Source organism: Methanoregula sp., from assembly GCF_050010295.1.
Classification (GTDB): Archaea; Halobacteriota; Methanomicrobia; order Methanomicrobiales; family Methanospirillaceae; genus Methanoregula.
This window is the reverse complement of record NZ_JBEKLH010000007.1, coordinates 145,629-152,554: the sequence shown is the minus strand read 5'-3', so window position 1 is coordinate 152,554 and position 6,926 is coordinate 145,629. Positions and strand designations below refer to the sequence as shown.

At 58.4% G+C, this 6,926-nt stretch carries 7 protein-coding genes; 2 read left to right on the top strand and 5 right to left on the bottom strand.

The genetic code is table 11. The features are described from left to right. Positions 1–489: 489 nt before the first annotated feature. The 5 genes from ABSB80_RS10210 to ABSB80_RS10190 form a co-directional block, all read right to left on the bottom strand. Complete coding sequence (locus ABSB80_RS10210) at positions 490–972, bottom strand: GNAT family N-acetyltransferase (RefSeq protein WP_428370514.1); 483 nt, start codon at positions 970–972, stop codon at positions 490–492. 195 nt (positions 973–1,167) lie between these two features. After that, complete coding sequence (locus tag ABSB80_RS10205) at positions 1,168–1,806, bottom strand: class I SAM-dependent methyltransferase (protein ID WP_428370513.1); 639 nt, start codon at positions 1,804–1,806, stop codon at positions 1,168–1,170. Positions 1,807–1,892: 86 nt separating this feature from the next. Continuing rightward, complete coding sequence (locus ABSB80_RS10200) at positions 1,893–3,326, bottom strand: nucleotide sugar dehydrogenase (protein ID WP_428370512.1); 1,434 nt, start codon at positions 3,324–3,326, stop codon at positions 1,893–1,895. Between the two features lie 21 nt (positions 3,327–3,347). Beyond that, positions 3,348–4,253 carry a Gfo/Idh/MocA family oxidoreductase gene (locus ABSB80_RS10195; RefSeq protein ID WP_428370511.1) on the bottom strand — a complete coding sequence of 302 codons (906 nt, stop codon included), beginning with the start codon at positions 4,251–4,253 and terminating at the stop codon, positions 3,348–3,350. A 1-nt stretch (position 4,254) separates the two neighbouring features. Then, entirely contained in the window at positions 4,255–5,349 is a 1,095-nt protein-coding gene (locus ABSB80_RS10190) for a DegT/DnrJ/EryC1/StrS family aminotransferase (protein WP_428370510.1), read from the bottom strand. Between the two features lie 180 nt (positions 5,350–5,529). On the opposite strand from ABSB80_RS10190, the gene pyrB reads away from it, so the two are divergent. Beyond that, complete coding sequence (gene pyrB / locus ABSB80_RS10185) at positions 5,530–6,432, top strand: aspartate carbamoyltransferase (protein ID WP_428370509.1); 903 nt, start codon at positions 5,530–5,532, stop codon at positions 6,430–6,432. Continuing rightward, positions 6,429–6,902 (top strand): aspartate carbamoyltransferase regulatory subunit, encoded by a 474-nt coding sequence (gene pyrI / locus ABSB80_RS10180; protein WP_428370508.1) that lies wholly within the window; start codon positions 6,429–6,431, stop codon positions 6,900–6,902. The genes pyrB and pyrI overlap by 4 nt, the downstream gene beginning before the upstream one ends. Positions 6,903–6,926 lie beyond the last annotated feature (24 nt).

Below are 6,926 nucleotides of genomic sequence, written 5' to 3'. Positions count from 1 at the left end.
TACGGGCCCGGATGGGAGGTACTCAGAATTGCCCGTCAGGAAGCCATCCGGAGCTAGAAAATATGCAGAGACAGGCTAAAACCTGTCCCCCCTCCCTTTTCGCCTTCCAAATACACCCAAATGGCGTCTCATGTTTTCAGACGTAAAAATGACTGGAATTACATGAATTAATGTCTCATTTTCCGGAATTACTGTCTCCGTGTCCGGAAAAATAGGGAATCGGAGCCCGTAGAGTGCCCCGTTCCATCAGGAAGGGGGCATGAGAAGAACCCGAACGGGTTCTTCGAGGGCGTATTTTGGAGGTACTCTCGCGGACTGTCAAGGCTAGGAGAGGACAAGGAGAACTCATCAGCCGGGCGGGGGTCGGGAGGCGATTGAAAAATTTTTGATCGCAAAAAGAATCCGGATATTTTTTACAATCTCCCCATCTCCCATGCACCCATCTCTTGCCTCAGCAGGGGAATAGGCGATTCAGCCCTGTCAGGCTGGTCAGATTGAGCTTTCGGATGCCGGTATCTTTTCTAGGTACACAAATTCGATCACATCGTTCAGTTTCTCGTATTTGAAAATATGATAGCCGAATCGTTGATAAAAACGGATATTTTTTTCGCTTTTTGAGCCAGTGAACAGTTCGAACCGTTCTGTTTTTTTAAAACGCTTTTCTATCTCGCTCATCAGTCGTTTCCCGGTTCCCTTGTTCTGGTGAACAGGATGTACGATTAACCGGCCGATATAGCAGGTCCCGTTCATCTCATACGCACGTACAGAACCAATGATCGCAGAATGATTTAGGGCTTTGAGGAAAATATGGGTTTGAAATTGTTCTTCGATATCATCCAGCGTCTGTGTTAGCGGCGGGATGGAAAAATCATTGTATAACCGTGCTTCACTCTGATACGCCATTTTTTGCAGTTCCAGTATCGCCTTTGCATCGCTCCTGCCAGATTGAGATATTACTATTATTTGAACCACCTTTATTGGTAGGTATTTTTTGTAGAGATATTGCTTTTAACCGGTTGTAAGTTTTCCTACAAGTTTGGGCAGATCGCACTTTTTCCGGAAAGATTGCGGGCTGGGAATTCCTGTAAAATTTTCAATCGCGATCAGGACCGGGCCAGTAATCTTTCCGGACGATCCGGTTCAACCGGATCTTCCGAACTTCTTCTGTTATTTCGACCCGTTTTTCCGGACATAGATGTACCGGAGCTTGTGGGTGTGCCTGCCCTCTTCACCATGTTCTTCCGGATCCTCGATCATACCGGTGGCGAGGATCTCCATATCCTGAAACTCCGATACCAGATCAGCTTCGGAGTAATAGTGGACCTCACGGCCGGGCTTGCTCTCGAATGTGTTCTCTTCGACAGACCTGCCGGTACCAATACTCGGCTCCCGGTCGGAGAATACCACGAAGAACAGGACACCGCCGTTCTCCAGCTGATCCCGGCACCGCTGCAGGAATACCGCCCGGTCGCCACTCCGGAAGAGGTGAAGGACATTGAAACAGTACATGCCATCATACTTCGAATCGTCGAATGGCATATCAAGAACCGACCCGTGGTGGTACCGTATATCGGGATCACCTTGTCGCGCAAGGGTCACGGCGGTACCCGATATCTCTATGCCGGTGACCTCGAACCCGGCCCGGGCAAACGCTTCGGCATTGCGACCGTACCCGGAACCCGGTACAAGGACCCTGCTCACTCCTGCCTTTTTGAAGAGCCCAATCGCGAGCTCAGCGGTCCGGCTGGGGGAATCGCCCCATATCCTGCCCTCTTCGCGGAAACGCTCCTCCCAGAATGTGTTCATACGAAATGCCCCGGTTCCATTGAGAATCCCCGTCAGGATAAGGGAACAATTCCGTGAGGATCCCTAATCAAAAAAGAGGCGGACATTTACCCTTCCACAATCTCATGCCCGTTCTTGTCGCCGCGCCCGATGCCCTTGTATACGAACCCCTCCCTGATGAAGGAATCGGGGTCGACCATGTTGCGCCCGTCCACGATGATCGGGTGCTTCCTGCCGGAGAGGTTCCTGACAACCACCGGATCAAGGTTCCGGTACTGGGTGTGCCCGGCAAAGATAACAACCGCGTCGGTGTCCTTCACGGATTTTTCGATGTCCGCGATGAGTGGCACTCCCGGATATTCGCAGACATACGCATCGTGGACGACCACATGACATCCCTCCCCCAGCAGCAGGTCCCGGTACGGTTCCGAAGGAGTGTTGCGGGTGTCGTCGGTGTTCGAGAGGAACGCCCAGCCGAGGATCGACACTTTTGACCCGACCGGATCCAGGCCAATCCGTTTCATCGCGTCCATCGTGAGCCTGAACATGTGCCGGGGCATGAAGTCGTTGATGCGGCGGGCGAGGACATAGAGCGAGGGTTCGTGTTCCGGGTAGTCGAGCGTCCCTTTTCCGAGGACCTGGACGCCGCGTTCGAGATGGTAGGTGTCCTTGGTCAGGCAGTGGCCGCCGACACCGGCACCGGGCCAGAGCATGGCGCGGGTTATCCCTTCGCCTTTCAGGCTGTCGATGCCGGCCCGCACGTCGTAGACATTGACCCGCATCGCCTCGCAGTAGAGCGCCAGCTCGTTGATCGCGGCGATCTGGAGGTCCCGGAACGTGTTCTCCGCGGTCTTGGTGACCTCTGCCGCCGTGGCCGTCATGGGGATAACCTTACCGGTTGTCAGGACCGGTGCATAGAGTTCCACAGCCCTCCGGGTGCTCACTTCGTCAATCCCGCCGACGATACGGTCGTGTTCCCGGATATTGCGCAGCAGCCTTCCTGCCATCACCCGCTCCGGCGCGTGGGCAAGCGCAAAATCGGTGCCTGCCATGAGGCCGGACTCCTTCCCGAGGATCTCCCGGGCCATCCCTTCCGTAGTACCGGGTGTGACAGTCGACTCGAGCACGACCAGCATGCCGGGCTGGAGATAGCGGCCCACGTCCCGGATCCCCTCGGCCAGTGCCGAGAAGTCCGGCAGGAGGTCGTCCTTGTTCAGGAACGGGGTCTGGATCGAGAGCGTGACTGCGTCGAGCCCGGCGATTAATGAGAAGTCGGACGTGCACCGGAATTTTTTTGCCCTGACCACGTCTTCCAGCAGCTCCCCAAGACCCGGCTCCTCGCCTTTCAGCGGGCTCTCCCCCCGGTTGAGCATCGCGATCTTGTACCCCGAGGACGGCGAGTCCCGCTGAAAACCGTAGACCATCCCGAACTTTGGAGAGTCCGCGAACAGGGCTGCAGCCGGTATCCCGACATAGCCCATCCCGAGCACCCCGATCTTTCTGATTGGCCCGCGTTTTGCCAGGAGATCCTGTAAGCTCACAGCGTTCCTGCCTCCCTTCCTCTAGAGACCTGCCTGGATCTGCTCGCAGAGCCGCAGGTTCCTTATGGCCTGTTCCGGGGTGATAGGGAACGGGCGGCGGTTTTCCACGCACTCGATGAACATACTGAGCTCGCGTTTCAGCGGTTCGAGCTTGTTCACCATCACCTTCTCGATGATGTTCTCCTGCACGTAGCGCTCAGCCTCGAACTGGTACCGCCCCGGCTTCCGGTAAATGGTCACTTCCTGCGTCATGAAGTCCCCCTCGATGGTGAACTCTTCCTCCTCCACATAGATCATCCGGATCTTCTTGGACGATTTCCGGCTCGCGGAGAGCGCGGCCGGCAAGGTCCCGCACTTCATCAGGACACTGCAGACGTCGGAGTTGCCGGCACTGTGGATGTCAGAGGGCTTGTCACAGAAGAGCGTGAGCAGGATATCGATGTCATGGATCATCAGGTCCTCGACCACGGTGCTGCCGCTGACCCGGGCGGAGGCGGGGTTGTGCCGTTTCATCTCGACATAAAGGGGTTTCTTGACGATCTTCCGGATCTCTTCCACGATCGGGTTGAACCGCTCGATATGCCCCACCCCGATGGTGATGCCTTCCGGTGCAGCCTGCATGAGCCGGACCGCCTCCTGCGCAGTTGCGCAGATCGGCTTTTCGATGAGCACGGATTTTTTTGCGGAGAAGACCTGTGCAACGGTTGCCGCGTGGAACGGCGTGGGCACACAGACGCTCACGGCATCGGAATGGTCGAGCAGTCCGCTCAGCGTGTCGTACACCACGGCACCGTGCTGCTTCCCCATATCCTTTGCCGCCGGGCCGTTCACGTCATAGACCCCCACGGTATCCACGCTCTTCATCTCGGAATAGACACGGACATGGTTCCTTCCCATGGTCCCGACACCGATGACGCCGACATCCATCTCAGGTCACCCGGTTGATGGTATCGCAGATGTACGCAAGTTGCTTCTGGTCGAGCAGGGGGTGGACCGGCAGGCTCAGCACCGAAGAGGCGAGGCTGGTCGAGACCGGGCACGGGTCCGGGTCGTTCCCCAGCCCGTAGAGGGGCTGGCGGTGGATCGGGATGGGGTAATGGACGGCAGTGCCGATCCCTTTTGCCTTCAGATAGTCCACGAACTCCGCCCGTTTCATCGGGAACTCGTCGGTGAGCCGTACCACGTACTGGTGGTACACGTGGTGCGCATACGAGGCTGCCAGCGGCCTGATAAGCCCTTTTGCATTCAGGTTCGCGTTGAGATAGTCCGCGTTTTTCCTTCGGCGGAGGTTGAACTTGTCCAGTTTCCTGAGCTGGGATATCCCGAGGGCCGCGGCGATGTCGGTCATGCGGTAGTTGTACCCGAGCCTCGTGTGGAGGTACTTCTCGCTCTGGCCGTGGTTGATGATGAGGCGCAGCCGTTCGGCATAGGCCTTCTCGCCCGTGGTGACCATCCCGCCTTCCCCGGTGCTCATGTTCTTGGTGGCGTAGAACGAGAAGCAGCCGAAGTGGCCGAACCCCCCCGTCTTCTGGCCGTTGTACAGGGCGCCGTGGGCCTGCGCCGCATCCTCGACCAGTTTCAGGTTGTGGGCCTCGCAGACCTGCTGGACCGCTCCTACATTGAAGGGCTGGCCGAAGAGGTGGACGCCGATGACGGCCCGGGTCTTCGGCGTCACCCGTTCCCCGAGCTGGGCGGGGCTGATGGTGAAGGTCTCCTCGTCCACGTCGACAAAAACGGGTTTTGCGCCGCACATGGAGACGGAAGTCGCCGTGGCGATAAACGAGAACGCGGGGACCAGCACCTCATCACCGGGGCCGATCTCTGCGGCCAGGAGCGCGGCATGGAGGGCCGCGGTGCCGTTATTGACCGCGACCGCATGGGTGGTACCGCAGTAATCACCAAATTTTTTCTCGAATTCTGCCACCTTCTCGCCGGAAGCGAGCATACCGGACTCTAAGACGGCAGTCACCGCTGAGATCTCATCCTGGCCGATCACCGGCCGGGCAATAGGTATATGGTCCAAACCCTTCCCCCAAACCTGTATCTGTTCATAAACGTTCGTAATGATCCAATAATATCATTCCTGCCGGTATCACCGGAGCCGGACGGGGGGTCCAGGTGACGGGCGATCACCGTGCGACCAAGGGAAAGATAGGTAATTAGGGCAGGAAAGAGATATGATCGTACACACGAGTCGGGAGGGGTGGCAACGCGGCATATCATATCCATCGGTGACTTCGACCGGGACGGGATCGACCAGTTACTGGATCACGCGGAACAGATCGACAACAGAAAGTACGATGCGGGTGCCCTCGGCGGCAGGATCCTTGCCGTGCTCTTCTTCGAGCCCAGCACCCGGACGCGGATGTCGTTCGAGTCCGCCATGGCACGGCTCGGCGGGACCTCGCTCTCCGTGGGGAGCGTGGACGCCTGCTCGATGGCGAAGGGTGAGACCCTCGCCGACACGATCCGGGTGGTGAGCGGGTACGCGGACGCGATCGTCATCCGCCACCCGAAAGAGGGGGCGGCCCGGCTCGCGGCCGAGTTCTCGACCGTGCCGGTCATCAATGCCGGCGACGGGGCAGGCCAGCACCCCTCCCAGACCCTGCTCGACCTCTATACGATCCGCCAGTCGATGCCGATCGACGGGATCGATGTGGCGCTCATCGGGGACCTGAGATACGGGAGGACGGCGCACTCCCTTGCCTCCGCCCTCTCGCTCTACAACGCACGGCTGCACACCATCTCTCCCAAGGGGCTCGAGCTGCCGTCGAACCTGGTTATGGACCTCCGTGAGAAAGGGATGGAGATCACCGAGCACGACGACATCCGGGAGATCATCGGGCTCGTGGACGTCCTCTACGTCACCCGGATCCAGCGCGAGCGCTTCCCGGACTCCGCGTCCTACTTCAACGTAGCCACGAGCTACCGGATCACCCCGGAGCTCCTTGCGGACGCAAAGAAACACCTCATCGTCCTCCACCCCCTTCCCAGGGTGGACGAGATCGACCCGAGGGTTGACGACTCCCCCCATGCCCGGTACTTCGAGCAGTCAAAGAACGGCGTCCCCGTGCGGATGGCGATGCTCATGAGGGTGCTGCAATGAAGAATGCCGATTCTGCGGATAACGAGGGGCTCCTCGTCCGGCGGATCAAGAACGGGACGGTGATCGACCACATCGACGGGGGCGAGGCGCTCAACGTCGTCAAGATCCTCGGCATCACCGGGACCACGCAGGAAGCGCTCTCGATCGCCACCAACGTCCAGAGCAGGCATATGGGGCGCAAGGACATCGTCAAGCTCACCAACCGCGAGCTCTCGAAGGAGGAGGTGGACCGCATCGCCCTGATCTCGCCCCGGGCGACCATCAACATCATCCGGAACTTCAAGGTCTTCGAGAAGAAGGGCGTCGAGATCCCGACCCTGATCGAGGGTATCGTGCGCTGCCCGAACCCCGGCTGCATCTCCAACACCAACGAGCCGATCACGAGCAAGTTCGACGTGCTCCCAAAAGGGCTCCACTGTCGCTACTGCGACTGGGTCATCACCAAGGACCTGACGAGCCATATCCTGTGATGGGGAATTTATCGAACATATTTT